Below are 25,588 nucleotides of genomic sequence, written 5' to 3'. Positions count from 1 at the left end.
GAAACCGTGGAATTCCTGGTCCGCACCGAGAACCTCCTCCCGAACGACACCCCGGAGGAACTCCGCGACGAGCTGAGGAAGGGCGAGCGCGAACGCGCGATGGAGCTGCGCGAGCAGGGCATTCTCAAGCGGCTGTGGCGGGTTCCCGGTCGCAACGCCACCATCGGCCTCTACGAAGCCGACGACCCCGCCGCACTGCACGACGCGCTCGTCTCCCTCCCGATGTGGAAATGGATGGACGTCCGAGTCGAGGCGCTCGCCACCCATCCCCAGGAAAAGCAGCAGCGGCTCAGCTGACCGCGACCGCACAGCTTTGTCCCGTTGGGAACGTCTAGTCGAGGGCGCGAGCGTTCGCCCTCGGCTAGACCACGAGGTTCGAGCGATCGACGACGTCGCCAACTCGATGCACGCGGACGGCCTTCTGAAGCGAGGAGCCGCGTCGAACCGCCTGCCGGTCGACTCCGTCAGCACGGCGTTGAATGTTGGGCGTTCTGGGGCGTGAGGGGCGAGCGCGGGTGTGCCAGCCGGTAGCTTGTGCTGGCCGGGTGCTCACGGACCTGTCTCCGACAAGACAGTGCGCCGTGAGCAGCCGGCCCTTTTGTTTCCGGTTGTTTCCGGCCGTGGAAGCGGGCATGGCGAAGCCCCGGTGCGCCATTGGCCGTCTACGGAAACAAAGTGCCAGTCATCTTCGGCGTCAACCGTGCCGTCGAGCATCCGGGCCCAGAAGCTGCTCTCAGCAGCCAGGTCAGCGGCGTCGAACACAACAATCTGGCGGTTGATCTTCACCAACGTCGTCCCCCATGGTTGCTCTGAAGAGACAACGACAACTCAGGCGGCGCTGAGCTCCTCCAGCGCCATGCGGACGGCAAGGATCTCCAGTGCCTCGTCGCGGGGGACGGCGCGAACCCGGGCGCCACGATGAGGAATCCGCTCGATCATCCCCTCAGTGCTCAGCTGGACCAAGGCCCCGCGGACGTCGGCCTTGGCCGCCGCCCCGCGGACACCGGCCTCGGCGGAGACCGCGACTTCCCGAGCCAGCGGCCTCGGCTCATTCCGGCAGTCATCGCTTCCTCCGGTTCATTCGTGGCTGCGTGCCAGGACCGTGCGCACCGAGCGCTCGACCGCGGCCGCACGCACGGTGAGGGCATCGACCTGATCCAGAACACCGAGAAGGCGGGCGCGGACCGCATCGCCGCGGATGCCGCCGAGGTTGATCTCGACGTTGAGCCGAGCCGTGGTCGCGGCCGCCCGCGCCGCCTCGGAGGCAGCCGCGACATCGGTGATGACATTGCGATTCGCCACCGGCAGCAGGCGTTCGGCCAGCGACATCAACGAGCACGCGATCCGGATCACCGCGGCCGGCGGACGAGCCGCTTCCGCGAGCGCCTCCGCGATCGCCGCAGACCGACGTTCCTTCTCGTGCGAGGTGGCACGCGGCAGGCGATACGCCTCCGCCACCGCGCCGAATGCCGTCGCGTCATCGGTGGCGAGCTGCAGGGCGACGGCGCGTTCCGCCTCGGCCTGCTCGAGGATGCCGCTCACCAGATCGACGCTGTCCCCTCCGGTGGTGTACCGGGCGACCATGCTCAGCAGCGCCGCTGCCTGAGCTGCGTGCAGCGCGCCGGCAGCGCCGCCGCCCGGAGCCGGGGTCCGGGCGGCGAGCTGGTCGAGGAAACCACCGACAGTCAGCTCGGACACTGGGGTCTGCGATGCGCTCATGGGAAGACGACAGTCCGGTTCCCGGCGACGGCGATCCGGTTCTCGGAGTGCCACCGCACGGCGCGAGCCAGGGCGCGGCTCTCCGCCTCCCGACCGCGAGCAGCCAACTGGTCCGGGCCCAGCGAGTGGTCGACGCGGATGAGCTCCTGTTCGATGATCGGCCCCTCGTCCAGGTCGGCGGTCACGTAGTGCGCGGTGGCTCCGATGAACTTCACGCCGCGCGCGTGGGCCTGGTGGTAGGGCTTGGCGCCCTTGAAGCTCGGCAGCATCGAGTGGTGGATGTTGATCGCTTTCCCGTCGAGCTGCTTGCACAGGTCGTCCGAGAGGATCTGCATGTAGCGCGCGAGCACCACGAGGTCGACGTCTTCCTCGCGCACCAGATCGACGAGCGCGGCCTCCGCCTGCGGCTTGGTGTCCTTCGTGACCGGGATGTGCTTGAAGGGGACGCCGAAGCTGTCCGCGATGCGGCCCAGGTCGGGGTGGTTGGAGACCACGGCCGCGACGTCGAGGGCGAGCTCGCCGATCGAGTTGCGGAACAACAGGTCGTTGAGGCAATGCGCGAACTTGCTGACCATCAGCACGACCCGCAGCCGCTGCCGGCCGTCCGCGAGGCTCCAGTTCATCTCGAATCGCTCGCCCACGGACCGCATTTCCTCGCGTAGCGCCTCGAAGTCGAGAGGCGTCCCGTCGGCGTGAGCGAACTCGACGCGCAGGAAGAACGTTCCGTTGATCGCGTCGCCGAACTGCTGGCTCTGCACGATCGTGCACCGCGCCCGCACCAGCATCTCGGCGACGGCGTGCACGATCCCGGGCGCGTCGGGGCACGAGAGGAGCAGGACGGCGCGCTGAGCGCCGGCGGGCGGGGTCATGACGCCTCCTGGAAGGACGCGGCGGCGAGCGCCGGGCTCGGGTCGGCGAGGGAACGGACGGCCTCAGCAGAGGTCATTCCCGACAGGATGCGGGCGGCCAGAACGGTGTTGCGCACCAGCCACACGTCCGTGACCGGCCCGACCCCGCCGGGAACCGGCGTGATCGCCCGGACCCGCGGGGCGACCGAGTCGTAGTCGACGTCGCCGACCATGCGCACCCGGCCGTCGTCGCCCCGCTGCGGATTGATGCCGACGTCGATCACCACGGCGTTCTCGCTGACGTGCTCGGCTTTGATCAACCCGGCTTTGCCCGCGGCCACGATGAGCACGTCGGCCCATCGGGTGTGCCGGCCGATGCCGGTGGTCCTGTCCGCCCACTCGTCCACGGACTCGACGGTCGTCTGCCGCTCGTAGCCGAGGGAGATCGCGGGCTTGCCCACGTTGTTCGAGCGTCCGACGACCACGATCAGCGACCGATGGTAGAAGTCCGCCCGGTCCTCCCCCGCCGCGTCGAGCCAGGTGTCGAGCAGGTGGAACACCGCAGCGGCCGTCGAGGGGACGAACCGCGGAACACCGAGCGCCAGCAGGCCCGCGTTCTCCGGGTGCACCGCCTCGACGTCCTTGCGGGGGTCGATGGCCCGGAACACCGCGGCCTCGTCGACGTGTGCGGGAAGAGGACGCAGGACCAGGATGCCGGACACGTCCGGGTCCGCGTTCAGCCCGTCGACGAGCTCGACCACCTCGCCCTGAGCCGCGGACGCGGGCAGAGCGCAGCGTCGGTGCGGAACTCCCAGCTCGGACGCCAGCCGCGCCAGACGGCGCTCGTAGGCCGCGGAGCTGTATTCCTCGCCGACCACGACGGTCGCCAAGCCGATGCCGGCGCCATCGGCCTTCAGACGGGCAACATCGGCCGCCACACCTCCCTTCAGCGTTCGGGCGGCTGCTCGGCCGTCGATGACCTCTGCACTCATCTCTCAGCAACTCCAGGTGTCGTGCCGGCGGGCTGCCGGGCGGGCGTTCAGGACGTCTGGTCCGCGCGGTCAGCGGGCCGGTTGTCGAACAGCGCGAGTCCGGCCGCCGTGTTGGAGGCCGGAACGTGATAGGCGGAGTGGACCTTGCGGATCCGCTCGTTCAGAGCGCCCCGCATGATCAGCCACATGATCAGCTCGATGCCTTCGGAACCGGCCTCGCGGATGTAGTCCTCCCGGCTGAGGGCGGCGAGCTTTTCCGGGTCGTTCTCGATCGCGTCGAGGAACATGCGGTCGAAGGCAGGATTGACGAAGCCCGCACGGGCGCCGGCGAGCTGATGCGACATCCCGCCGGTGCCGAGCACGCCGACCGTTTTCGCTCCGTCGTAACTCGCGATCGCGCGTCCGAGCGCCTTCCCCAAGGCGTAGCAGCGCGCCGCGGTCGGCTGCGGGTAGCGGATCACGTTCACCAGGATCGGGATCACCCGGCAGGGCCAGGACTCGCCGGGCTCCGGGGTCCAGACCGACAGCGGCACGGTGAAGCCGTGGTCGACGTCCAGCTCGGAGAACACCGTCATGTCGAACCCGTCGTCCACCAGGCTCTGCAGCAGGTGGAACGACAGGTCGGGGTCTCCCTCGATGTCCGGCACGGGACGACGGCCGAAACCCTCGTCGGCCACCTGGTACCGCTCCGCGGCGCCGATCGCGAACGTCGGAACGATGTCGAGGTCGACGCCGTTCGCGTGGTCGTTGTAGACCAGGATCGCGACGTCCGGAGTGCGCTCGGCCAGCCACTGCCTCGCGGGGCGGTAGCCTTCGAACAACGGCTCCCATCGCGGATCCGCGTCCAGGCCCCGGTCGATCGCGGCCCCGATCGACGGCACGTGCGACGTGCCGAGTCCCCAGACGACCTCAGACATCGGTGCGTCCTCCTTCCTGCATCGCGGCGATGAATTCGTCCTCGGACATCCCGGCGAACACGCCGCCCAGGTACTGCATGGACCGGCCGTCGATCATGGCCAGCTTGTAGATGCAGAAGATGCTGCCGCCGAGTTCCGCCATCGCCTGCCAGTCCCGGGCGAGCACAGCGGCGGTCTGCTCCTCCGACAACGCGAAGCGTGCGCAGTAAGCCGGTTCGTCGGCGAGGAACTGCTCGCGGCTGTCCCGGTCGATCAGCGACATGAACAGCTTGTTCATGGTGCGCCCGCGCAAGCTCGTCGGGCCGTCGAAGACGTAGGTCGGCGGCGAACCCGGCCTGCTGCCTGTCATTCGATACTCCCTGCGTGGTGCAGCGCGAGACGCGCCGTCGTCGATGCCCTTCGACGTTAGGTGCCCGCATCCGCGCCGCCATCGCTCTGCTGTCCCGTTCGCCGCTGGCCGACTGGAGGACGTGGCGCGGACAAATGACGTATCGCTCGGGATCGTGCGGTGCGCCACCGGCACCGCAGCAGGGTCCCCGTGGCCATCTTCAAGATCGCAGATGAGCTGCATCGTCCGTTGCTTCGGCGAGCCGCCCGCCGTCATCCGGGGCGTAGAGGGGACGGCGTTCACGATCGCGGCGGCGCTCCTGGCGCCCACGGCAGTTTCCCGCCGCCCTCCGCCATCCGGTCCGCCGCCGGAACCGGCGATGAACCGCTGAGCGGGAACCCTTTCGCGGTTCCCGCGTTCCGGGGGATCCGGCGCGGCAAAACCCATTGTCAGCACCCGTTTCACCCACGCGAGAAACATTCACTCGTTCGGGTCATAACCCGTCACTGTTCCATGATCCGGGAGGCGGCCCCGCGCCCTCGTGACAGAATGGCTCAACCCGACCGGAGATCGCGGGTAAGCAACCCGAAGCCGTCCGCCGCCGAGAGGAGTCCGACCGCTTGGGAGCGAGTACGTTCGGTGACTTTCTGCGCTTTTACCGGGTGCGTTCTTCGCTCACCCAAGAAGAATTGTCCGAACGCACCGGCATCAGCGTCCGCGCTATCAGCGACATGGAACGCGGCCGCGTGCGCAGCCCCCAGCGCCGCACGCTGGAACTGCTGTCCGAGGGGCTGGGGCTGACCGGCGAAGAAGCGGAGTCGTTCGAGGAAGCAGCGCGGGCCGGGAGGAAGATGGCCGTTGCCGCGCCCGTCCCCGAACAGCCGGACGCGCCGCCGCGCGGCGCGGCGTGCTCGCTGCCGCCGACGCTTACCGAGATCACCGGGCGCGACGCCGAACTCAAGGCGCTCGAGGAGTACGCGCACGACGCGATCGCCTCGTGCCGGCTGCAGATCGCGATCGTCCACGGGCTGCCCGGCGCGGGCAAAACCGCGCTCGCCATCGAAGCGGCGCACCGGCTGTCCGGGCAGTTCGCCAACGGGTGCCTGTTCCTCGACCTGCGCGGGATGGACCGCGAGCCGCTGTCGGCCGACCGGGCGGTGCAGCGGCTGCTGCGCGCGTTCGGGGTCGAAGAGCGCAGGATCCCCGCCGACCCGGAGGACCGGCTGTCCCTCTACCGCTCGCTGCTGCGCGACCAGACCGTCTTGCTCGTCCTCGACAACGCCGCGAGCGAGGCCCAGGTGCGGCCGCTTCTGGCCACCAGCAACGGTTCGCTGGTGCTGGTGACCAGCCGCAGCACGCTCGCCGGCCTGGACGTGCGGCGGCGGACGGCGCTGGACCTGCTCGGCCCCGGGCCCGCGGTCGACCTGCTGCGCCTGGTCGTCGGCGAAGAGCGGGTGGCGGCCGAGCCCGAGGCGGCGCGCCGGGTGGCGGTGCTGTGCGGCGGGGTGCCGCTGGCGCTGGTCATCGCGGGCAACCGGCTGGCCAGCCGTCCACAGTGGACGATCGGGTACTTCGCCGACCAGCTGGAGGACGAACGGCGCCGGCTGTCCGTGCTCACCGCGGGCGACCTCCAGGTGCGCAGCGCGTTCGAAGTTTCCTACGACAGCCTGGAACCCGCGGTGGCCCGGATGTTCCGGCGGCTCGCCCTGGTGCAGGGCCCGGACACTTCGGTCGAGCTGGCCGCGGTGCTGTGCGGCGACAGCGCGCACGCGGCCGAGGCCACCCTGGAGAAGCTGGCCGACGTCGGCTTGCTGGGTCTCAGCGGCACCTGCGGCCGTTACACCGGCCACGATCTGCTTCGGGTGTTCGCCCGGGAGCGGCTGGAACTCGGCGAGAGCGCGGAGGAGGTGCGGCTCGCGCTCGACCGGATGCGGAACTGGCTGCTCGCGGTCGCGACGAAGGCCGCGCTGTTCTTCGACCACGACCGGGACGAGGTGACCGTCGAGATCGACGGCCCGGATCCGGTGTACGACCGGGATTCCGCCGCCCACTGGCTGGCCCGGGAGCAGCCGCACTGGCTCTGCGCGCTGCGCGGCGCCGCGGCGCAGGGCGACCACCAGCGAGTCCTCGACCTGGCCTCGGCGATGCATTGGTACTCGGACTTGCGAGGCACCGGCGAGCTGTGGCGCGAGGTGTTCGGCGAGGGCGCGAAAGCCGCGGCCGCGCTGGGCGACGCGCGTGCGGTCGCCGAGCAGTCGAATTACTTGTGCTGGGCGTTGTGCGCGTTGTCCGGCCAGCAGCGCGAGGCGCTGGCCGTGCACCATCGCGCGCTGGCCGCGGCCCGGGAGGCCGGTGACGTCCTGAACGAGGCGTGGGCCTGGTACTACCGGTCCGTCATCGAGCTGCGGCTGAGTTCGCCGTACGACGCGATCCGCCACAGCCGGCGCGCGGTCGAGATGTTCGAGCAGGCCCGTTTCCCCAACGGCTTGTACCTGTCCCTGTCGTTGCTGGGCAAGCAGCTCGACGCGGCGGGCAAGTCCGACGAAGCCGCGGCCGCGCACCGCAGGGCGATCGCCTACTACCGCGGCCTGCCCAGTTCGCCGGGCAACGACGAACTGCTCTCCCTCATGCTGACGCGGCTGGCGGAGAGCCGGACCGCGGCCGGCGACGTCGCGTCCGCGCTGGTCTTCCTCGACGAGGCGGAAACGTTGTTCCGCAAGCACGAAGCGGGCGTCGGCATCGCCCGGGTGCGGCATCTGCGCGGCGCGGCACTGGCGCGGGCCGGCCAGGTGCGCGAGGCCAGAGACCAGCTGGAGTCCGCACTGGCGGAAGCACGCTGGTCCGAGAGCCGCATCGAACTGCTGGTACGGCTGTCCGACCTGTGCGACGAATGCGGCGACCCCGGCCGCGCCCACCAGTACCGCGTACGCGCACTGGCCGAGTGCTCCCGCTACGACGCGCCCGCGGTCCGCCGCACCGCGCAACGCCTCGCCGCGGAATTGGGCATCAACTGCCCGGCGCACCACAGCGCCGGCTAGCCCGCGCTTTCGTTCCGCCGCGGTCCGGAGAACCCGCGCGGCGTCCGCCTCCCGGTCATCGGGACATCCGGCCTGGCACCTGACGTGCCAGGCCGGTTTCGTTGTGCGGCAGAGCGAAATTCCCGCTGCTTCGCCATGCGGAACCACCGGCAGAAATTCCGGTTGTCGCCGGTTCTGCCGGTACTTCCGCGTACCCGTCCGCGGCCGCTCGCTGTTGAATCGGATCCGGAGCCGCAAGCATCCAGCGCAGACAATCAGACGTGAAATTGCTTCAGCTATTTTCCGGGACGCGCTCTCGGGAACAGCCGCCGATTCATTCGCGGCCGCCCGCCGAAAGCGCGGAAGCGAATCCGGCGCCCGGCCATTCGTTCCCGTTTCGGCGGGACAGCGAAAAAGAACTGAGAGTGGTAGCAATGGCGAACTTTGCCCCGATCGGCACGCGGCCCGCGTCGAGCCGGGCCGCGGCACTGCGGGAGCGGCTGTCCCCCATCGTGGGCCGGCTCGGCCCGGTCGCCCCGCCGCACCGGCTTCCGCTCCCCGCCGGCGTGCCGGGCCTGCCGATCGCCGGGGCTTCGCTCGGCGACGTGGCCTGTGCGCTGCCCGAGGTCGCCGGGTTCGCCGAGCGGACCGGCGGCGCGACCACCGGGCTCGACGGCGCGGGCGGCGGTTTCGACGCCGGCCTCGCCGAGTGGGTTGCGGTGGCCGAAGCCGTGGAACGCTACTGCGCCGCCGTCTACGACCGCGACCAGCTGCTGGTCGCCACCGCACAGGAACTCGGAGACGACGCGCTCGACCTCGACACGATGCCGCGGCTTTCCGAACGCGAGCTGGCCGACGACCGGCACCGGATCGGCCCGGCGCGCAAGGACGTGCCGCGCTCGTGGGTCCGCGGGATCCGGCTGTCGGACGCGTGTCCGAAGTGGATTCCGGCCGAGCTGGTCTGGCTGTGCTTCGACGAACCGGGCGTGCAGCGGTTTTCCGCGCCCAACACGACCGGATGCGCGATCCACTCCGATCCGGACCAGGCGCTGCTGAACGGCCTGCTGGAGACGGTCGAGCGGGACTCGATCGCGATCGTCTGGCGGCAACGGCTGCCGTTGCCGGAGATCGAGCTCGACTGCGGACCGCCGGAACTGCACGAGCTGCTCTCGCGGTTCACCGACGACGCGGGCGTGTCGCTGCGCTTGTTCGACGCGACGCTGGATCTGGGCGTCCCGACCGTGTACGCGGTGTATCAGGAGCACCGGTCGGAGCGGTTCCGGCACGTGCTCGGCTGCGGGATCGGCCCGCGGCCGGAACAAGCCGCCGCGAACGCCGCTCGCGAGGCGCTCAGCTGCCGGATCGCGCTGGAGCACGCGGGCGAGCCGCCCGCCGACCCCGGGACCATCGCCAACACCGTGGACGGCGCGCTGTACATGGGCAGGGCGGAACGGGCCGGAGCCTTCGACTTCCTCGTCGGTCCCGGCCGGGACCGGGAGAAGGCGCCGCTTTCCGGGCTCGGGTCCGGCGACTGGCCGGACGAGCCGCGCGACTGCCTGCTGCGGCTGCTGGGCCGGATGCGCGCGGCCGGGCTCGAAGCGTTCGCGGTCGACCTCGGCTGCGACGAATCCCGCGAGGTCGGGCTCACCGCGGTCAAGGCCGTGGTGCCGGGCCTGCAGCCGCTGTCGTTCACCCACCGCGCGCAATTCCTCGGCACGCCCCGGCTGTTCGAAGCGCCCGCCGCGTGCGGCTACCCGGTGCACCCGCCGGGCGAGCTCAATCCGTGGCCGCAGCCCTTCGCCTGAGACGCCCGTTTTCCCGGAAGGAGACCAGATGCCCGGCATGCGCGATGTGCTCGTCCGGCACGACGCCGGCTTCGGAGCCGAGGTCGCGGCACGGCTGGCGGCCATGCTGCCCGCCGCTCGCCGCGAACCTCTGGACGGTCCGCTGGCCGCGGACGACGTGCCGCCCGGCGGGGTGCTGGTGCTCGCCCTCGACCAGCCCGCGCCGCGGCTGGAACGGCTCGCCGACGAGCTGGCGCTGTCCCGGGACGCGGTGCTCGTCCCGATCGCGGCCGAGCACCAGGTGGTGCGCATCGGCCCGGTGCTCGGACCGGGTGCACAGGCCACAGTGGACTGTTACTACCGCCGCGTCCGCCAGCACTACTACGGCACCGGGCTGACCGAACTGCACGCGGCGTACGACCGGGCAGCCGCCCGCCGCACCGACGGGTACCTGCCGTCGACGGCCGCCGCCGCGGCGGCCTTGACGGCCGCGCTCCTGCGGCGGCTGGCCGACGGCGACCGGAGCGACCTGCAGCAGGTGACGGTGCTCAGCGGCCTCGCGCCGCGGCTCGACCGGGCCCGGCTGACCGGCGTGCACGGCAACGCCCGCTCCGCCTCGCCGGTGCCCCGCGCGGACCGGTCCTGGGCGGCTCTGCTGCCGCTGGCCCGCGATCTCGCCCGTGGTCTGTCCGCAATCGACACTGCTGCCGAAGGAGCGCCCCGGTGACCACGTCCACGACCCCCCAGCGGGTCACCGCCGCCCGGATGACCGCCGCGGTCGCCGGCGACCCGCAGTTCACCCTGCCCGAGCGGGCGCGCACGCTGCCCGGACTGCTGCGCGTCCCGCTGCCGGCCGGCCTCCTCGTCGAGGGAGCCGCCGCTCGGCAGGTGTTCTCCGGCAAGGCCGCCACGACCGTCCTGCCCCGCGTGCTCGACCTGCTGGACGGCACCCGGACCTACGCGGAGATCGCCGCGTCGCTGGGCTTGCGCGAAGCCGAGGTCGTGTCAGTGGTGTCGCTGCTCTACGTCCGCGGGCTGGTCGAAGAAGGCATCGACCCGGCAGTGCCCGCGCAGCCGGTACCGCTGTGGCTGAGCCGGAACATCGATTCGAGCCGGGTGCACCGCAGCGGGCACCGGGCATTGCGGGAGCTGCGCTCCGCACGGGTCGCCGTCGTCGGCCCGGCGCACCTCGCGGCTGAACTCGCCGCGCTGCTGGAAGCGAACACCGTGCGCGCGGAAACCCGGCCAGTCGAGACGCACGGCCGGCTCGCCGTCGGCGACCTCCCCGCGAACGCCTTGGTGATCGGCCTGTCCGACACCGCGAAGACGCCCGGCTGGATGTACGACCTCGACCGCGCCGTCCGCGAGCGGAACGGGGTGTGGCTGCGCGCGGTGACCGCCGGCGCCCGCCTGGAGATCGGCCCCCGGTTCGACGCCCGGGTCGGCTTGGACCTTGCCCGCTGGGAACTCGGCGCACCGTCTCCGTCGGACGACAGCGCGGGCGGCGCGGCGGACCGGTCCGCGGCGCTGGCCATGCTGGCCACCGAGATCACCCACGTGCTGGCCCGGATCGGCGGCGGCGAGGGTCTCACCGCCGCGATCCGGATCGACCTGGCGTCCGGGAAGACGAGCGCTCTCGCGGTCGCGCCCGGACCGCTGGCCACGCGGGCCGGCGACGGCACTCCGTCGGTGGCGATCAGCTTCGACGAGATGGTCCGTTTCCCGCCGAAGGACCAGGCGTTCCCCAAGGGCCACCTGATGCACTACCTGCCCGCCAACACCGCGAAGCAGTTCGACCACAAGGTGTACGCCCAGGTCCGGCGAGTCGCGCTGCCCCCGGTCACCGCGGCCGACCTGCCGGTTCTTGCCGCCGCGGACGCGCCGGCCGGCCTGGAGCGGCTCGTGCTCGCCGTGCGGACCGCGTTCGGGCTGCGGCCCGGCGGCGGCGAGCCCGCCGACGGACATGTGCGCCGCTACCACGCGACGGGCGGCAACCTCGGATCGCCGCAGGCGTATCTCGCGATCCGCGAGGTCGACGGGCTCGCCCCCGGCTGGTGGAGCTACGACCCCTTCGCACACGAGTTCGCGGCGGTCTCCCGGTTCGACGGGGCGAGCGAACGCTGGCTGGCCGAGGCCGCGCCGGACGCGCCCGCGGTCGTCGTCGCCACCGGCGCGCTGACCCGGGTCGCGGGCAAATACGCGGCGTTCGGGGCGCGCGTGGTCCACATGGACGCCGGGGTCGCGCTGCACCAGCTCGGCGAATCCTGCCGCCTGCTGGGTCTCGCCGCCCGGCGGATCGGCGGCTTCCGGTTCGGCGACGTCGCCCGGCTGCTGGGCCTCGACCCGGCCGCCGAGCCGGTGACCGAGGTCGTCCGGATCGACCGCGCCGGCCCGGCGGCCGAGGCCCGCGGCGGCTCGTTCTTCACCGGCGCCGCCTCGGTCCACAGCGGACCCGAGTTCCTGGTCCCGAAGGCGCTCGGCTCCCGGGAGGACATCGTGACGACGTTGATCGCGGAGCTGCAGGAGCAGCCCGCCCCGGTCGCGCGCGGCCGGCTCGGCGGTGCGGCGTGGTCGGCGCGGGAATACGCCTCGGCACTCGCGAACCGGCACGGCGGCCGCCATTACGGACCCGGCGAGATATCCAAGGACGAGCTGGAAACCTGGCTGCGCCGGGCGGACCGCGCGGGCAGCCTCGGCTGGGCCGAGCCCGGCACCGGGCAGCTCGGCTACCTCGTGCTGGCGGTGCGGGTCGCCGGCCTGGAACCCGGTTTCCACCGCTTCTCCCCCGCGACCGGATTCGCCGAGGCGGCCGCGCTGCCGCCGGGGTTCCGCGTCGAAGACGCCTCGCTGCAGGCGGAATTCGGCCGGGCGGCGGCCATCGGTGCCGTCCTCGGCCGCACTCCGCAGGCAGTGCACGAACTCGGCGCGCACGGCTACCGGACGTTGCTCGCCCGAGGCTGCGCGGCCGTCAACGAAGTGTGGCTCGCCGCGCTGGCCGCCGGGCGGGAGTGCTGCGGTTTCGCCGGGCTCATCCCGCACGCCCTGACCCGCCACGGCCGCCTCGACCTCCGCACCGAAGCGCCGTTGTTCACCTTCGCCGTCGGCGAATCCCCTGGACTGGGCTGACCGAGCCCGCGGTCCGGCTCCCCGTGCCGGGCCGGCTCCCCTCATCGCACCCGGAAGGCCTATCGCATCCACCGATCCCCTTCGCCGGTAAATCCGACACGGAAAGGAAAAACCATGGAAAACCCGATGTCCGAGCTCGAAGCCGAGCTGGACTTGTGGGCCGAGGAGTCCGACACCGCGATCGCCGCCGACTGCTGCAGCGGCACGTCGGCGAGCGCCAGCACGCTCAGCACGCCGCTGGTCTCGGTGGGCACCGCCAGCAGCAAGGCGTGCGCATGCTGACCGCGGGGGAAACCGGGAACCGCCGGGAACCCGCCGAACTGGAAGCACAGCTGGACCTGTGGGCCGAAGAGCCGGGCGCCGAAGTCGCCGCGGCGTGCTGCGGCGGTTCCGGGAGCAGCGTGGCGTGCGCGAGCACTCCGTGGAGCAGCGTGTCGACCGGCGGCTCCGCCGGTTCCGCCTGCTGAGCACCACCCCCAGGAAAACTCAGGAAGGAAAGCCATGAACAACGTCACCGCCGGGCAGCACGACGAACTGCTCGACCTGTGGGCCGAAGAGTCGGACGCGAACCTGGCCGCCGACGGCTGCACCCTCAGCAGCGCGGGCTGCAGCGGCTCCGCCAGCACGTTCAGCTGCCCCGCGGGCAGCGCCAGCACCGCCGGCAGCGGCAGCACCGCCAGCACCAAGTGCTGATTCGCTCCGCCCCCGCGCACCATTTGCCAGATCTGAAAGGAAAACCCGTGGACATCACCGCGATCGACCAGGACGTCGTCCTGGACCTGTGGGCCGAGGAGTCCGACGCGTCCGCCGCCGCCGACTGCTGCTCGGGCTGCGCCAGCTCCGCCGGCAGCGCGAGCAGCGCCGGCTGCGCGTGCACCACTGTCTCGACCGGCGGCTCGGTCGGTTCCGGCGGAAGCGCCTCGACCAACTGCTGACGCCCTGACCCGGGTGGGCGGCCGCCGCCCCCTTCGGCCGCCCACCCTTCCTTCTCTCCCCCGACCGCACCGCCGCTCGCAAGTCCTGGAGGCCCGTCATGTCCACGACCGTCGATCCGCCGCAGGCCGGCGAAGCGGCCGCCGCGCTGCCCGTCGCGGACGAGCACTGGCCCGCCGGCGACGACCTGCTGAAGCTGCGCCCCGGCGTGGAACTGCTGACCGGAGCCGACGGCCGGTCGATGCTGTTCGACGACGAGAGCGGCAAATACGTCTTCCTCAGCGCCGGAGCGTGCCTGCTGGTGCCGCAGCTGACCACGGGTGTCCGATATGGACAGTTGACCGGCGAACTGGCCCGGCGCAGCGGCGCGCGCGCCGAGCAGGTCGACCGTGCGTCGCGCCCGCTGGCGCGCGATCTGCTCCGGATGGGGTTGCTCGAGGGCATCGCGCCGGACGCCGGCGGCGTCACCGCCCGGCTGGCCCGCTCGCAGATCAAGATGCCGCATGTGCGGCTGCCGCTGTCCACCGCGCGCGCGGACCGGGTTTTCGCCGCGCTCGCACGGCTGTTCCGCGGGCGCGCCGGCGGCCTGGCGCTCGGCGCGGCCGGTCTCCTCGGCCTGGCCGGGGTCCTGGCCGCGCTGGCCGCGATCTTCTTCACCCCGTTCGCCCCGGACCTGTCCGCGGTCTGGGTCGTCTACCTGGTCATGATTCCGCAGACGCTGCTGCACGAGACCGCGCACGGCGTGCTGTGCCGGCGCTACGGCGTCCCGGCCCGCGAAGTCGGGGTGGCGCTGTGGTTCTACGTCATGCCGATCGCCTACGTCGACCGGTCCGACTCGGTGCGGCTGGAGCGGCGGTGGCCGCGAGTCGCGATCCTGCTCGCCGGCCCCGCGTTCGACGGCATCGTGCTCGGCGTGCTCGCGGTGCTCCTGATCTGCGGCGCGGGCGATCCCGGCGTGCTGGGCGTCCTGGTGGCGTTCCAGACAGTGATGCTGTGCATGAACTTCAACCCCATGCTGCCGACCGACGGCCAGCAGGCGCTGGAAAACGCGCTCGGCAAACTGAATCTGCGCAACCGCGCGATGACCTACGTGCTGCACCGACTGCTGCGCAAGCCGCTGCCCAGCGCGCTGGCCAAGACCGCCCGGCGCGACCGCGCGCTGTTCTGGGGATACGGCCTGGTCTGCCTCGGCTATCTGCTCCTGGTCTTCGGGATGCTCGGCGTGACCCTGTACACCCTCGTCGGCCACTTGTTCTGAGCACCGGTTGTTTCGAGCACCGCAGACAGGAGAAGCAATGACCCAGCAAGCCCTGGCGCCGCGGCACCGGCCCCCGTTGCCCCGCAAGCGGAAACTGCTCACCGCCGGACTGATCGCGCTGGTCGTCGCGGCCGTGGTCGGCGGCGGTCTGTTCCTCCAGCTGCGCACGACGGCCGCCGAGGCCGACGGGTACGGTCCGGCTCGCACCCCGGCGCGGATCACCGGTTCCGCCGTCGTGACGCTGGGCCCGGCGAACGCCCCGCACGCGGTGGACGTGTACGAGGATCCGTTGTGCCCATACTGTTCCCAGTTCGAGCAGCGGTTCGGCCAGCTGCTCGCCAAGGCGGCCGACGAAGGCAAGGCGCGCGTCAACTACCACATTCTGACGTTCCTGGACGAAAAATCGGCCAGCCGCAGCTACTCCACCCGCGCGGCCAGCACCTTGCTGTGCGCGGTCCAGTCCAACGGCGCGGCTTTCGGGCCGTTGCACGATCGCCTCATGGCGACCGGCACGCAGCCGAAGGAAAACGCGTCCGCCGACCTGACGGACGAGGAACTCGCGCGGTTCGCCGGCGAAGCGGGCGCCGGACCGGGAGTCGAGGCCTGCCTGCGCGCCGGCACTCACGCCCGCGTGCTCCGCGACACCACCGCGGCCGTGCACCCCACGATCCCCGGCACGCCGACCGTCCGGATCGACGGACGGCTCGTTCCCCGCGACGAGCTGCCCGGCGGCGACTGGGCGGATCCGCTGCGGTGACCCGCCCCGGAACGCCCTCGAAGGAAAGGAAACCGCGATGAGCCCGTCTTCCGCGCCGAGCCTGCGCGAGCGGCTGAACCCGTTGGCGGACCCGGTGGTCGGCCTGGTGGCGGAGCCCGGTCTGCTGCCGTTCCCGCTGGGTTCCGGAGCGATGCCGATCGCGACGGCATACCTGGGCGACGCGGGCGCGAGCATTCCCGCGATCCGCCGCTACGAACGCTGGATGCGCACGTCCCCCGAGCAGATCGACGGCAGCGGCGGCGGTTTCGACGTCGAGCTGGCCAAAGCGGTCTCGGTCGCCGAGGCGCTGGAGCGCTATTGCTGCGCCATGCACGATCCGGCCGACCTGCGCTGGGCCACCGCGACCGAACTCGGCGACGACGCGCTCGACCTGGACACGCTGCCGCGGCTGTCCGAGGCCGAGCTGTCCCGGCCGCGGCTCGCCGTCACCCCGGCCGCGAAAGACGCCCCGCGGCACTGGGTCCGCGGCGTCCGGCTGAGCGACGGGAAGCCGACCTGGCTGCCGGCGATGCTGGCTTATCTGTTCTTCGTGCCGTCCGACGGCGAAAATCTCGCGAACCCGATCACCACCGGCTGCGCGGTGCACACCGATCCGGTGCTGGCGCTGGTGAAGGGCCTGGTCGAGGTGATCGAGCGGGACGCCACCGCGATCGCCTGGCACCAGCAGCTGCCGTTGCCGGAGCTCGAACTCGACACCGGCGATCCGGAGCTGCACCGGCTGATGGCCGCCTACGACCGCAATCCGCACGTGGACGTGCGGCTGTTCGACGCGACCACCGACGTGGGCGTGCCCGCGGTGTTCGCCGTCCGGGTCGACCGCCGCAGCACCAGCCTGCGGCACGTGGCCATCTGCGCGGCGAACCTCGATCCGCGGCTGGCGGCGGTCAACGCGGTGCGGGAAGTGCTTTCCTGCCACATCTCGTTCCTGCACCAGGTCGGCGACGCCCCGGCCCGCGCCGAGGACTGCTACCGCACGGCGGACGGCGCGCTGTTCACCGCGCACGCCAGCCGCGCCGAGGCGTTCGACTTCCTGCTGAACCGCACGCCTCCGCGGCGCGCGCTGTCCGAGCTGCCCACACCGCCCGCGAACGACTCGGCCGAGTCGCTGCGCTGGCTGGTCGACCGGCTGGCGGCGGCGGGCGCCGAAGCGTACGCGGTGGACCTGACCACCGACGAGGCGCGCGCGGTCGGCATGACCGCCGTCAAGGCCATCGTGCCCGGCTTGCAGCCCATGTCTTTCGTGCGCACCGCCCAGTTCCTGGGCCATCCGCGGCTTTACGCCGCACCGGCGGCCATGGGCTATCCGGTGCGGGCCGAGGCCGACCTCAATCCGTGGCCGCAGCCGGTGGCCTGACCGCCCCGCTCCCGAAAGGACCCCCCTCGTGGACATTCTCGTCCTGCACGACGACGACTTCGGCGCGGCGCTCGCGGCCCGGCTGCCCGCGACGCTGCCCGGCCGCGTCGCCGCGGCCCGGCTGGACGACTGGCCGGACCCGGACGCGCTCGACCAGCTGATCGCCGGCGCGCGGCACGTCGTCTTCGCGTGGAGCCGCCCGGTGCCCCGGCTCGAGACCGCGGTGGACCGGGCAGTGCTGCGGCACCGCGCCACGCTGCTGCCGGTGGTCGCCGAGGCGATGAGCGTCCGGGTCGGGCCGCGCCTGACCCCGGACACGCCGGCCACCGTGGACTGCTACTACCGCCGGCGCGCCCAGCGGGCCGGGGCCCATGCCCGGCTCGGCACGGTGCACGAGTATTTCGACGACCATCCGGCCGGCGAACCGGCCGGGCATCTCGCCGCGACCGTCGCGATCGCCGCCGCGGCCGCGGCCGGGTTCCTGACCGCCGGGCAGCCCGGCGAGGCGCGGCTGGCGTTGATCCACCCGCACACCGGCCTGTCGACCAGTTCGGTGCTGCTCGGCGTCCACGGCAACGCCCGGTCGAGGGCGCCGTTCCCGCCCGGGCAGCGGACCTTCGCCCGGCTGCGGGGAATCGTGCGGGACGCGATGGGAGTGAGCGCGTGATGGCCGTCGTCCACCGGCAAACCGCCGGCGAAGCCCTGCGCGAAGCCGGGTCCGCCGCGCGCACGGACCGGCCCTCCCTCCTGCCCGGCATCACCCTGGTGCGCAGCGCGTCCGGCCTGATCGCCTACGGCGGGTTCCGGCCCCAGGTCTTCGGCGGGAAGTCGGCCCAGACAGTGCTGCCCGCGGTGTTGCGCGCGCTGGACGGCACCCGCACCACCGCCGAGGTCGCCCGCCAGCTCGGCCTGCCCACGTCCACAGTGGACGCAGTCTGCGCACTCGCCCGCACCCGCCGGTTGCTCGGGTCCGGCCCGGCGCCTGCCGACAGCACCGGCCGCTGGCTGGCCCGATCCGGTGCCGAGGCAACGAAACCCGGCGCGGCGAAAGCGACGGTCACCGGTGAGCACTCGCTGGCCGCGGAACTCGCCGATCTTCTCGCCGCAGACGGTGTCGTGAGCGAGGTCGTGGACTGGGCTGACGGCGAGTTCTCGCCCGGCGACAGCGATCTCGTCGCAGTGGTGCGGTCCGGCCCAGAGCCCTCCGCCGCGCTGGCTGCTCTCGACGAGCGCCTCACCTCGGCCGGCGTCCCGTGGCTGCGGATCGTGGTGGGCGCCGACGGCGCGGAGATCGGGCCGCGCTTCACGCCCGACGACGGACTGCGGTACGTCTCGTGGTGGCCGGTCGCGCCGCCGCGCGAACCGTCGGCCGCCGCGCCCGGGACACGCCAAGCCGCGCTCGGCTTCGCCGCCGTGGAGATCGTCAACCTGCTGCGCCGGGCGGGCCGTCCCTTCTCCGGTGCCGCCGTGGCCGAGTTCGACGCGGCGACCGGGGCGTGCCGCCTGCGGCCCCGGGTGCCGCGTCCGCCGGACGGCGCGTCGATCTGCCTCGCGGCCGACTACGCCGGCCGGAAGTCCACTTCGGACACTCCAGTCCCGGTCCTGCCCGAGCCGGACGCCACGCTGCTTCAGCCCGCGGCCTCCGCGGATCTCGGCGTCCTGCTCGACACCGCGTTCCCGGCGACGGCGGAATCCCGGCTCAACGCCTATCTGCTCACCCCGGACGGAGCGCGGCTGCACCGCCCCGGAGGCCTGCTCGACCTGTCCGGAGTCGCCGACGAACAACCCTGGCTGCGGCGGCGGGCAGCCGACGCACTCGCGGTGGTGGCCGTGTCCGTGACGCTGCCGGGCGGCACGGACGTGCTCCGGGCCGCCCTGCTCGACGCCGGTGCCGCGCTGCAGCGCCTCGCCACGGCCGCGCACCGGCTCGGCTACCGCGTGCGGCGCGAAACCGGCGGCACGCTCGGCGAACTGGGCGAGGCGCTCGGCATCCTGCCGCACGCGGAAACGGTGCTCGACGTCGTCGTCCTCGAACGCGAACCGGGAGGCTCACGATGACCGCGGAAAACCGCTATGCGCCCGAAAGCGACACCGCACTCTTCGAGCAGTTGCGGACGATGCTGGCAGACACCCCGCTGTCCAGCAGCAACTCCCCGCGTCCGGCCGCGGACACCACCGACGAATCAGCTGCCGCCGTCCTCACCGCCGCGCTCAAGACGGCCGCGCCGGCCTCGGCCCGGATCACCGTCGCCGTCCGGGACGTCGACGGGATCGCCCCCGGGCACTACGAGTTCCGCGACGGCGGCCTCCATGCTGTCGAGAACTTCGGCGAGCCAGGCTCCGACGCCCTCGCGACGGTCGCCTTCCACGACTGGGCCGACGACGTGCACGCCTGGCGCCACGTCCTGCTGGCGGCGGGCGCGATGCGGGAAATCGCCCGCAGCTCCGGGTTCTCGCTCCGGCCGGACGCCCGGAACCCCGGGTTGTCCGTCCAGGCGTGGGAATTCGCCCCGGCCGCCGGAGCCGCCTGATGCGGCCGGATCCGCTGGCCGGCCTGCGCGCCGTGGTTTCGCCGTACGGTCTGGTCGGGAAAACCGGCGTGTGCGCCGGGCCGCACGGGATCCCGGTCGCCTCGGGCAGCCTCGGCGAGCTCGGCGAGGTGCTCCCGCACCTGGCGGGCCGGCGGCGGTCCCTGGCGGCCGAGGGCAACTTCGACGGAGCGGGCGGCGACCTCGACCCGGACCGCGCGGAGTTGCTCAGCGTCGCCGAGTCGGTGGAGCGCTACTCGGCCCTCGCGGTCAGGGACGAGGCGCTCGTCTTCGCGAGCGCCGACGAACTCGGCACGGACGCCGTGGCCCCGGCGGAATGGCCCCGGGCATCGGCGGCCGAGTTCGCCGTGCCGAACTGCCCGCTGACCGAGCCGGACGGCACGGACCGCATCCGCTGGGTCCGCGCGTGGTCGCTCACCCACGCGCGCCCGCGGTACGTGCCCGCGCGCCTGGTCTGGCTCGGCCTGCCTCCCCGATGCCCGGCGGAGTTGTTCACGCTCGGCAATCCCAGCGGCAGCGCCGCGCACACGGACTATCCGCGCGCGGTGCTCGCCGGCCTGCTGGAGGTGGTCGAACGCGACGCGCTGATGCTGGCGTGGCTGCATCGGCTCCGGCTCCCCCGGCTCGACGTCCGGCCGGACGACCTTCCCGAATCGCTGCGCCCGTACCTCGACCGGAGCCGCGCGGCCGGGCTGGAGACGCGGGTGTTCGACGCGACCACGGACTTCGGCGTCCCGGTGTTCTTCGCCCTGCAGCTCGCCGACCGCGACCCGCTGCTGGCCCAGCTGGTGTGCACGACCGCCGGGCTCGATCCGGCGGCCGCGGTGGCCAAGGCCTATCGCGAACTGGCCATGCTGCGCGTGGCGCTCCAGGCGAACGCGCCGGCGGACCTCGCCCAGGCGCCCGCCGACGGCGTCTGCGGCGGCGCCTACCGCAGCGGCGCGCCGGAAGCCCGCGGGCAGTTCGACTTCCTCCTGCGCGGCCCGCGCCCGCTGCGCACCCTCGCCGAGCTTCCCGTGCCGTCCAGCGACGATCCGGTCCGGCAGCTGGACTGGGCGGTCGCCCGGCTGCGCGCCCGCGGCGCCGAAGCGCTCGCCGTCGACATCACCTCGGTCGAGGCCCGCGCCGCCGGCGCCGTCGTGGTCAAAGTCCTGGTGCCGCAGGCAGTTCCGCTCTCCTTCGGCACCGGCGTGCGGATGCTCGCCACGCCGCGGCTGCACACCGCGCCGGTCGCCATGAACCACCCGGCCCGCTCCGAAGCCGCGTTCAACCCGCACCCGCAACCGATGGCTTGAGGTCCACCATGCACAGCGTCTCGCACATCGCACCCGACGGCACCCGCGTCCGGCTGTTCAGCGACGGCGGTTTCGGCACCAGACTGCTCGCCGCGCTCGGCGGACCGACCGGCGGCGCCGAGCAGATCCTCGTGGGAGTCGCCGAGAACGGCGACCGGGGCGTGCTGGACTTCGTGGCGCACCAGGCGAAATCCCGCGATCTGCCGTGGCTGCCGCTCGTGCTGGACGGCGCGTCGCTGCGCTGCTGGCCGGCCACCGGACGCGGCGGCGGCCCCTGCCCCGACTGCGTCGAGCGACGGCGGCGCCAGCACAGCCGGGAGGCAAGACTGGCCGCGCTCCTCCCTCCGCCCGGCGAAGCGGCGTTCCTACCCGAGCACGTCGACGTCGCGGCCGCGCTGGTGCACCGGGCCGTCCGCGAGTTCGTCCACTTCGGACAGTCGGATGCCGTCTACGCCGCCGACCTGGTGCACGGGTCCTTCGAGCGGCACCGCGCGATCCCCGTGCACGCCTGCCCGCGCTGCGATCCGCCCCGGCCGGACGGCAGCACCTGGCGGTTTCTCGCGGCCGCGCTGCATTCGAACGCGGGAGCGATCGGATGACCCGGTTCCGCCGCCGCCTCGGGCTGCGCACGGCGATCCGCGACGACGCTTTCCTGCTCGGCGGCGCGGTGCCGCCGGTCCTGCTGCGCGGGAAGGCAGCCACCACCGCGGTGCCGATGCTGCTCGGCGCGTTGGACGGCGTCCGTGACACGGCTGGGCTCGCCTCCGCGATCGGGAGGCCGGAACGGCAGGTCGACGCGATGCTGTCCCTGCTCCGCCGGCACGGCGCCGTCGAAATCGCCGGCCACGCCGCGGAATCGGGTTCCCCCGAGGCGGCGTTCTTCGCACTCGCGGCGGGGCATCTGGCCGATCCCCGGAGCGGGGACGCCTTGCGCGCGCGGGTCTCCCGGACGCCGGTCGAGATCGTCGGGACCGACCCGATCACGGCGGTCCTGACCCCGCGCCGGGCCGAAGGCGCTCCTCTGTTCGCCGGCAGCGACGTCGAGGGCCTGACCGAAGGCTGGCGGGCCGGCGCGGCTGTGCTGCCGGTCCGGTCGGCCGGGAACGAACTCGTCATCGGCCCGGTTTCCCGGGCCGGGTCCGGTCTTTGCCCGCGGTGTCTCGCCGCGGGCACCGCGGAGCCGGGCGCGCTGCCGCAAGCGCACCACGCGCTCGCGGCAGCGCTGCTCGCCGCGCGGCTGCCGATGCTTCTCGCCCACGATCCCGGCCCGGACGCGCTGCATCTCGACCTCGAATCCGGGCGGACCCGGTCCGTGCCCCGGCGCCGCCGCCCCGGTTGCGCCGCCCCGTGCGGGCCGGCCGCCCGGAACGCCTCCACCAGCCCGCTCGGCCAGGAGAAGACAGCATGACCCGCAACCTCGCTCCGGCGCCCGTCCTCGCCCGCCCGGAGGCCGTGCTCGCGCCGTGGACGCTCGCGCGCGTCGCCGGATTGCCCGCCGCCACCTGCGATCTGGTCGGCCCCGAGACGCCGGCCCTGCTCGACCGGCAGGAAGCGCTGACGGGCGTGCTCGCCGAACTCGGCGGGCCGGTCGCCGACGCCTGCTACGAACTCGTCCCGTCGCTCGACGACGCGCCCCCGTTGCGGCGGCTCGCACTGGCGGCCAAGCGCGCGGCGTTCAAGGGTTCCGCGCTGCCGAAGGACGTCACGGAGCTGACTGCCCGGATGCCCGAGCCGGCAAGGGAAGCCGTCGACGAGTACCAGCGGACCGCAGCGGAACTGGCTCGCGTCCGGGACGAGCTCGCAAGCTCCGTCGCCGCCGACGGCGAGCGCGCACGCGCTGCCCTCGTCGCGCCGCTCGGCTGGGATCCGTTCGTCCGGTCAGTGGCCCTCGCCGCGCCGGAATGGGCCGAACACGGCCTCGGCAAAGCGCGTTCCGGCCGGCTCGACGCCCGCAACCTGCGCACGCTCTATTCGTACGTCACCCGCACCGCGCTCAAAACCAGCCCGTACTCGCGGCTGACCACGGTGGCCCTGCCCGGTGTCTCGACCACTGCGTCGCGCAGCTACGCCGGCGCGGCCGTCGCCTACACCGCACTGCACGCGGTGGCGCGCGAACACGGTCTGGCCCGTCTTCTGCGATACCGCGTCGCCCCGCGGGCCAACTCCGCACAGGGCAGGTTCGTGGCACACGGTCAGGCCGAAGGACTCGGCGCCCTCCCGTGGATGTCGCTCTCGATCGCGCACGCCGCCGCGGCACCCGCTTGGCTGGCGGACGCCGATGACGAGCGCGACTACGAGTTGCCGGAGCTGCTCGCGCTCCTCGGCGGCCGCGATCCGTGGGCGCGTTTCCTGCGCGCGCTCGACAGCGGCTGGGTGCATCCGGTCGCCTGCTGGCACGGCGGCGGCGATCCGCTCGACGGGCTGCTCGCCGCCGTCGAAGTGGCGGAGAACCGGCATCCGATGACCCGCGAAATCCGGCGGGTGCACCGCTCCGCCGCCGCGCTGGCCGGATCGCCGGCGACCGAGCGGACGGCCGCGCTGGCGGCGGTCCGGCAAGCGCAGGCGAGCTGGCGCGCGATGAGCGGCCTCCGGCTCTGGACCTCCGATCTGGTCTACGAGGACGCCGCGACCGGGTTCGCCGTACCGGATCCGTTCGGCGCCGACGGCACCGACGGCACGCCGGACCTGGCCGCCTTCGCCGCGGAACTGCGGCCGCGGATGTTCCGCAGCCACCTGTACGACTTCCTGCTGACCGCGTTCGTCTCCCGGTTCGGCCGGGGCGGCCGGTGTGCCGACTTGTTCGGCTTTCTCGCCTCGCTCGCCGTCGAAGACCGTGCGGAACAGGCGATGGCAGCGGCGGCGGCGAAGGATCTGACGGACGGCTCCGGCCGGGCTTGGCTGCCGGTCGGGAGCACCAGCGCTCCGCCGACTACGGGCGTCCTGTTCCAGCTCGCCGACACCGAGCGCGGCCGGTATCTCGTGGTGAACCAGCTGTGCGACGGCGTCGGCGGCATGGTGAGCCGGTTCACCGGCGTGCTGGGCGATCGGCTGGCCGCCGCGCTGCGGGAGTGGTACGCCGCGCTGTGGCCGGGTGTCCCGCGCCATGAGTACGCGCCGAGCCGGGCCTGCACCACCGCCCAGCACGCGTCCGCCGGGCTGCTGCCCGCGCTGGCCGTGCCCGGCGACGGGATGCCCGGCCGGCCCGGCGACCTGCGGTTGCGCGACGTCGCACTGGTCCATGACGCGGACCGCGACGTGCTGGAACTCCTCGACCCGGACGGCTGCCCGTTCGGGCTGGTCCCGGCCGGGCTCGTGCCGAGCCGGATGAGCAGCGGCGTGCAACGGCTGCTGACCGTGCTGGCCGACCCGTGGGTGCGGCCGCTGGGCTTCGGGGACAGCCTGCTGCCCTTCGACCTGCCCGTGCGCGAGGAAGTCGTGGCGCGGCCGCGCCGGACCATCGGACGCGTCGTCGTGGAGCGGGCGAGCTGGCTGTGCCCGGCGGGACAGTTCCCGCGGCCGGAGAAGGGCGACCGGGACGCCGACACAGTGGCGCGCGCGGACCGCTGGCGGCGGGCGCACGGCATTCCGGCCGAGGTGTTCTGCCGTCCGGTCGAGGACTTCCGCGCGAAGCCGCTCTGGGCCGATCTCCGCAGCGCGGTCTCCCTGGCCGTGCTGGGGCGGGAACTTCCGGGCACCGGCCGGATCCGCGTGGTCGAAGCGCTGCCGGGCAAGGCCGGCCATCCCCTCCGGTCGCCGTCCGGCGACCGGCTGGCCTGCGAATACCTCGCGGGTCTTCGCTGGCCCCGACCGGAAGGAGCGGCATGACCGGCACCGAATGGTGGTTCGCCCGGCTGTATCCCGGCACCCCGTCCGGAATGGACGCGGCGGTCGCCGGAGCAGGCGCCTGGGCCCGGCAGACCGCGCGCGACATCGACGCCGACTGCTGGTACTTCATCCGCTACGTGGATCCGACCGGCGTGCACGTCCGCCTGCGCCTGCGCGCGCACCCCGACGCGCTCGACGAACTGGCCGAACGCACCGGTCCGCTCCAGGAAATCGTCTCGTCCGCCGCCCCGTCCGCCCCGCGCCTGCTGCCCGAAGCCGGGACGCTCGACCTCGCCGGCCCGGCAGGCATCCGCCTCGGCGTCTACGAACCCGAGGTCGACAAGTACGGCGCCGGCCATCTCCCGGACGCCGAACGCTGCTTCCAGGAATCCAGCGAACTGCTCCTCGACCTCAACGCCCCCGCGAGACCGGCGAACGGCGCGCGGACCGCGCTGGCCGTGCACCTCATGCGCCGCGCCGCGGCCGCCGCGCTCCCCGCCGGCGAGATCGGCGGCTTCTGGGCACATCACCGTTCCTACTGGGGAAACGCCCTGCGGGCGCTCCGGCTGCCGAAAGACACACTGCGTTCGCGAGTCGCCGCAATCACCCTCGAACTGGACCGCGCCGCCCCGCCCGCCGCGGAACTGGACCGGATCAGCGAGTGGAGCACCCTCCTGGCCCGCCGGATCAGCGCCGCCGGACCGGCGCGACGGCAGCACCTGCTCTTCCACCACGTGCACATGACCTTGAACCGGCTCGGCTATCTGCCCGCGGAGGAGGCGTTGCTCGGGTTCGTGGCCCAGGCGGGCCGGTGACTCGGCGAGACGTCGCGCAGCGAATTCCTTGCGTCACAAGGGTTCCCGGT

Annotated in this window: 26 protein-coding genes; 20 read left to right on the top strand and 6 right to left on the bottom strand. The window is 72.9% G+C overall.

All coding sequences use genetic code 11. From position 1 onward, the window contains the following. Nucleotides 1–6 precede the first annotated feature (6 nt). A complete protein-coding gene (locus F9C12_RS01030) occupies nt 7–297 on the top strand; it encodes a muconolactone Delta-isomerase family protein (protein ID WP_409464374.1) in 291 nt (96 codons plus the stop codon). 252 nt (nt 298–549) lie between these two features. On the opposite strand, the gene F9C12_RS01025 is transcribed toward F9C12_RS01030, so the two are convergent. The 6 genes from F9C12_RS01025 to F9C12_RS01000 form a co-directional block, all read right to left on the bottom strand. Then, nucleotides 550–786 (bottom strand): VOC family protein, encoded by a 237-nt coding sequence (locus F9C12_RS01025; RefSeq protein ID WP_409464373.1) that lies wholly within the window; start codon nt 784–786, stop codon nt 550–552. Between the two features lie 291 nt (nt 787–1,077). Beyond that, nucleotides 1,078–1,719 carry a cyclodeaminase/cyclohydrolase family protein gene (locus F9C12_RS01020; RefSeq protein ID WP_409180119.1) on the bottom strand — a complete coding sequence of 214 codons (642 nt, stop codon included), beginning with the start codon at nt 1,717–1,719 and terminating at the stop codon, nt 1,078–1,080. Further along, complete coding sequence (purU, locus tag F9C12_RS01015; protein WP_409464372.1) at nt 1,716–2,588, bottom strand: formyltetrahydrofolate deformylase; 873 nt, start codon at nt 2,586–2,588, stop codon at nt 1,716–1,718. The genes F9C12_RS01020 and purU overlap by 4 nt, the downstream gene beginning before the upstream one ends. Continuing rightward, the gene (locus F9C12_RS01010; protein WP_409464371.1) at nt 2,585–3,559 is read right to left on the bottom strand and encodes a bifunctional 5,10-methylenetetrahydrofolate dehydrogenase/5,10-methenyltetrahydrofolate cyclohydrolase; all 975 of its coding nucleotides are present in this window, start codon (nt 3,557–3,559) and stop codon (nt 2,585–2,587) included. The genes purU and F9C12_RS01010 overlap by 4 nt, the downstream gene beginning before the upstream one ends. Before the next feature lie 47 nt (nt 3,560–3,606). Then, on the bottom strand, nt 3,607–4,476 hold the full coding sequence (locus F9C12_RS01005) for a class III extradiol dioxygenase subunit beta (protein WP_409464370.1): 870 nt from the start codon (nt 4,474–4,476) through the stop codon (nt 3,607–3,609). After that, on the bottom strand, nt 4,469–4,825 hold the full coding sequence (locus F9C12_RS01000) for a protocatechuate 3,4-dioxygenase (protein ID WP_409180115.1): 357 nt from the start codon (nt 4,823–4,825) through the stop codon (nt 4,469–4,471). The genes F9C12_RS01005 and F9C12_RS01000 overlap by 8 nt, the downstream gene beginning before the upstream one ends. A 668-nt stretch (nt 4,826–5,493) precedes the next feature. Between F9C12_RS01000 and F9C12_RS00995 the strand changes: the two genes are divergently transcribed. The 19 genes from F9C12_RS00995 to F9C12_RS00905 all read left to right on the top strand — a co-directional run bounded on the left by F9C12_RS00995 (nt 5,494) and on the right by F9C12_RS00905 (nt 25,538). Further along, on the top strand, nt 5,494–7,842 hold the full coding sequence (locus tag F9C12_RS00995) for an NB-ARC domain-containing protein (protein ID WP_409464369.1): 2,349 nt from the start codon (nt 5,494–5,496) through the stop codon (nt 7,840–7,842). A gap of 413 nt (nt 7,843–8,255) precedes the next feature. Next, nucleotides 8,256–9,626, top strand: coding sequence for a YcaO-like family protein (locus F9C12_RS00990; RefSeq protein ID WP_409180113.1), 1,371 nt, complete (start codon nt 8,256–8,258; stop codon nt 9,624–9,626). Nucleotides 9,627–9,654: 28 nt separating this feature from the next. Beyond that, nucleotides 9,655–10,332, top strand: a complete 678-nt coding sequence (locus F9C12_RS00985) for a TOMM precursor leader peptide-binding protein (protein WP_409180112.1) — start codon at nt 9,655–9,657, stop codon at nt 10,330–10,332. Further along, nucleotides 10,329–12,731: a nitroreductase family protein gene (locus tag F9C12_RS00980; RefSeq protein ID WP_409464368.1), complete on the top strand. Its 2,403-nt coding sequence runs from the start codon at nt 10,329–10,331 to the stop codon at nt 12,729–12,731. Before F9C12_RS00985 ends, F9C12_RS00980 begins: the two co-directional genes overlap by 4 nt. A 126-nt stretch (nt 12,732–12,857) precedes the next feature. After that, nucleotides 12,858–13,013 (top strand): hypothetical protein, encoded by a 156-nt coding sequence (locus F9C12_RS00975; protein WP_409180110.1) that lies wholly within the window; start codon nt 12,858–12,860, stop codon nt 13,011–13,013. Beyond that, nucleotides 13,007–13,198, top strand: coding sequence for a hypothetical protein (locus F9C12_RS00970; protein ID WP_409464367.1), 192 nt, complete (start codon nt 13,007–13,009; stop codon nt 13,196–13,198). Before F9C12_RS00975 ends, F9C12_RS00970 begins: the two co-directional genes overlap by 7 nt. Nucleotides 13,199–13,232: 34 nt before the next feature. Continuing rightward, nucleotides 13,233–13,424: a hypothetical protein gene (locus tag F9C12_RS00965; protein WP_409180108.1), complete on the top strand. Its 192-nt coding sequence runs from the start codon at nt 13,233–13,235 to the stop codon at nt 13,422–13,424. A gap of 47 nt (nt 13,425–13,471) precedes the next feature. Further along, nucleotides 13,472–13,666, top strand: coding sequence for a hypothetical protein (locus F9C12_RS00960; protein ID WP_409180107.1), 195 nt, complete (start codon nt 13,472–13,474; stop codon nt 13,664–13,666). 98 nt (nt 13,667–13,764) lie between these two features. Continuing rightward, nucleotides 13,765–14,922, top strand: coding sequence for a site-2 protease family protein (locus F9C12_RS00955; RefSeq protein ID WP_409464366.1), 1,158 nt, complete (start codon nt 13,765–13,767; stop codon nt 14,920–14,922). A 37-nt stretch (nt 14,923–14,959) separates the two neighbouring features. Next, the gene (locus tag F9C12_RS00950) at nt 14,960–15,679 is read left to right on the top strand and encodes a DsbA family protein (protein WP_409464365.1); all 720 of its coding nucleotides are present in this window, start codon (nt 14,960–14,962) and stop codon (nt 15,677–15,679) included. Nucleotides 15,680–15,716: 37 nt separating this feature from the next. After that, nucleotides 15,717–17,054, top strand: a complete 1,338-nt coding sequence (locus F9C12_RS00945; protein WP_409464364.1) for a YcaO-like family protein — start codon at nt 15,717–15,719, stop codon at nt 17,052–17,054. Nucleotides 17,055–17,082: 28 nt separating this feature from the next. Continuing rightward, on the top strand, nt 17,083–17,721 hold the full coding sequence (locus F9C12_RS00940) for a hypothetical protein (protein ID WP_409464363.1): 639 nt from the start codon (nt 17,083–17,085) through the stop codon (nt 17,719–17,721). Then, complete coding sequence (locus F9C12_RS00935) at nt 17,721–19,112, top strand: hypothetical protein (RefSeq protein WP_409464362.1); 1,392 nt, start codon at nt 17,721–17,723, stop codon at nt 19,110–19,112. Before F9C12_RS00940 ends, F9C12_RS00935 begins: the two co-directional genes overlap by 1 nt. Beyond that, nucleotides 19,109–19,585 (top strand): hypothetical protein, encoded by a 477-nt coding sequence (locus F9C12_RS00930; protein WP_409464361.1) that lies wholly within the window; start codon nt 19,109–19,111, stop codon nt 19,583–19,585. The genes F9C12_RS00935 and F9C12_RS00930 overlap by 4 nt, the downstream gene beginning before the upstream one ends. Beyond that, nucleotides 19,585–20,898: a YcaO-like family protein gene (locus tag F9C12_RS00925; protein WP_409464360.1), complete on the top strand. Its 1,314-nt coding sequence runs from the start codon at nt 19,585–19,587 to the stop codon at nt 20,896–20,898. The genes F9C12_RS00930 and F9C12_RS00925 overlap by 1 nt, the downstream gene beginning before the upstream one ends. Before the next feature lie 8 nt (nt 20,899–20,906). Further along, nucleotides 20,907–21,497: a TOMM precursor leader peptide-binding protein gene (locus F9C12_RS00920; protein ID WP_409464359.1), complete on the top strand. Its 591-nt coding sequence runs from the start codon at nt 20,907–20,909 to the stop codon at nt 21,495–21,497. After that, the gene (locus tag F9C12_RS00915; protein WP_409464358.1) at nt 21,494–22,306 is read left to right on the top strand and encodes a hypothetical protein; all 813 of its coding nucleotides are present in this window, start codon (nt 21,494–21,496) and stop codon (nt 22,304–22,306) included. Before F9C12_RS00920 ends, F9C12_RS00915 begins: the two co-directional genes overlap by 4 nt. Next, complete coding sequence (locus F9C12_RS00910; protein WP_409464357.1) at nt 22,303–24,723, top strand: lantibiotic dehydratase; 2,421 nt, start codon at nt 22,303–22,305, stop codon at nt 24,721–24,723. The genes F9C12_RS00915 and F9C12_RS00910 overlap by 4 nt, the downstream gene beginning before the upstream one ends. Continuing rightward, nucleotides 24,720–25,538 (top strand): lantibiotic dehydratase C-terminal domain-containing protein, encoded by an 819-nt coding sequence (locus F9C12_RS00905; protein ID WP_409464356.1) that lies wholly within the window; start codon nt 24,720–24,722, stop codon nt 25,536–25,538. Before F9C12_RS00910 ends, F9C12_RS00905 begins: the two co-directional genes overlap by 4 nt. The last annotated feature ends 50 nt before the right edge of the window (nt 25,539–25,588 follow it).

Origin of the sequence: Amycolatopsis sp. GA6-003 (assembly GCF_046267895.1) — a bacterium.
Classification (GTDB): domain Bacteria; phylum Actinomycetota; class Actinomycetes; order Mycobacteriales; family Pseudonocardiaceae; genus Amycolatopsis.
This window is presented reverse-complemented; position numbering and strand designations above follow the sequence as displayed.